This is a genomic window from Mycoplasma zalophidermidis (assembly GCF_018913985.1).
GTDB lineage: Bacteria > Bacillota_I > Bacilli_A > Mycoplasmatales > Metamycoplasmataceae > Mycoplasmopsis > Mycoplasmopsis zalophidermidis.
On the sequence record NZ_JAHMHK010000014.1, the window covers coordinates 1 to 2051 of the forward strand.

The 2051-nt window shown below is 27.4% G+C and carries 2 protein-coding genes and 1 pseudogene; all 3 read right to left on the reverse strand.

What is annotated here, in order from left to right; all coding sequences use genetic code 4:
* Positions 1-553 (reverse strand): DEAD/DEAH box helicase family protein (locus KQ878_RS03655; protein ID WP_216567968.1); only part of this gene is annotated, 553 nt, incomplete at its 3' end.
* Entirely contained in the window at positions 534-1772 is a 1239-nt protein-coding gene (locus KQ878_RS03660; RefSeq protein ID WP_216567969.1) for a site-specific DNA-methyltransferase, read from the reverse strand. The genes KQ878_RS03655 and KQ878_RS03660, both read right to left, overlap by 20 nt.
* A 25-nt stretch (positions 1773-1797) precedes the next feature.
* Positions 1798-2051 (reverse strand): annotated as a pseudogene (locus tag KQ878_RS03665) (hypothetical protein); the annotation flags it as partial.

The following is a 2051-nucleotide window of genomic DNA, read 5'->3' on the forward strand; positions in this document are numbered from 1 at the left end:
CTTTATTTTTTAAGTCATTTCTATCAATATCAACAAAATTGTTTTTAACCTCACCCCCGTGGTGCGATTCATCTCTTATATAGATTAATTTATAGCCTTCATTTTTAATCTCTTCAATAAAGTTTTCCAAGTAATTATATTCTGTAAGGATTCTTCCTTTTCCGAAGGTTGAAGACCCAAAAATCATTACTTTATTTTGTTCTAAAACTAATCTTGGTTCATAATCTTTATTTTTAGTTTTATTGATACTAGGCGATTCTATTCTTTCAATATTTCTAATCGAGTATAAAGCATGTTTGTATTCATTTAAATTTTGTTCCATTTGCTTAGGTAATTCGCCAGAAGATAAAGTTGCAATAATAAAAAACAATTTTTGCTTATTACCATGTAATTTAATTAATCGATCAATTACATTAGCAATCATGAATGTTTTACCACTACCGGTGGGCGCTTTAAAATAAATCGATGATTTATTATTTAAATCACATTTTTCAACTAATTCTTTAACTGCTCTAGCTTGGACATCCGATAAATTAATTGCCGCCATTTTCATTTTCCTTATCAGTATCAAGAGGTTTTAAAGACATTAGGTCAAAATAAAGTTGCTTTTCAAATTTTGCGAATGTTGTGATTCCATTGTCTTGTAATTCGTCAATTAATGTTTGCTTGATTAATTCATTATTAACATTGTCATCGAAAAGTTTTGTATCAAAATATTCAATGTTAAAAACATTGAGATTTTGCTTATAAGGTTTATTCTTTTCTAGTCATTTAAATGATTCTTCTTTTGTGCCTTTGCCATTATTTATTCTATAAAGTCTTTCATAAGTTACATCATATGCTATGTTATTTTCATTATTAGTAACTAATGTAAAAGTTCTATTTCCACCATCTTCTCTGTTTAATTCCATAACAGCGTGACCTGTGGTACCAGAACCGGCGAAGAAATCAAGAACACGAATATCTTGATCAAACATTTTTAATAATTGGATTATTAAAGTTATAGGTTTTGGATATAAAAATTTATTTTTATCAACTAAAATTTTTTCAATTAATGAACTTCCATCCGCTGTGTATCCGTTATTTTTTCCATCTCAAATTAAATTTACATTTCCAGAACCTTTACTTTCTGAAAGAAAAACTTTTTTTCTAGGTATAGAATCATTATTTTTGCCTCAATAAATTCTATTATCGCTTTGCAATTTTAAAAATGTTTCTTTAGAAAAATTTCATGGTAAATTAAATTTAATACCTGATGGAGAGATAACTTCATATGATTTTGGATTTTTTTTCTTAAACATCTGAACCGTCATATATAAACCTCTTGAATCATTGTCTGGGTTTTTGTAAGTTTTATCAATATATTCATCTCTTAAAGGTTTATTTAATAATTTAAGTGTTTTTTCATTTTTTGAAAACATAATAATATATTCATTTTGTATAGTTATTCCATTTTTTTTGTCGTTTGAAATTGTATATTTATTTTGTCATATTATATTAGCAACAAAATTCTCCTCCCCAAAAATTTCATCCATTAATACTTTTAAATAAGCTTGTTCTGTATCATCAATTGATACAAAAATAACCCCATCTTCTTTCAATAGGTTCTTTGCCATTCTTAAACGTTCGCTCATCATATTTAGTCAACCAGTACGACTAAATTTATCACGATAAATAAATTTTGAAGCTGCGATATCATCTTTTTCGCCATTTTTTAAACTATTTCCATCGCTCAAAGATGATTCGGTATTATAAGGAGGATCGATGTAAATTACATCGTAAAATGCATTGGTGTCGCTAGCGACTCTCTCTCTCTCTCTCTCTCTCTCTCTCTCTCTCTCTCTCTCTCTCTATCACTAATAGATTCTTTAAAGCATCATAGTTTTCACCAATAATTAGAGTATTTTCAAATTCTTGGTGATTAAACATATCATTAATAAATGATTTTTCATTATCTTTTTTAAGTAAAGCTAAAGCTGTGTTTTTGCAAGCTGGTGCTTCATCGAAAACAAAACCAATTTTTACTCTTTTAATTAAAAATTGATATACAT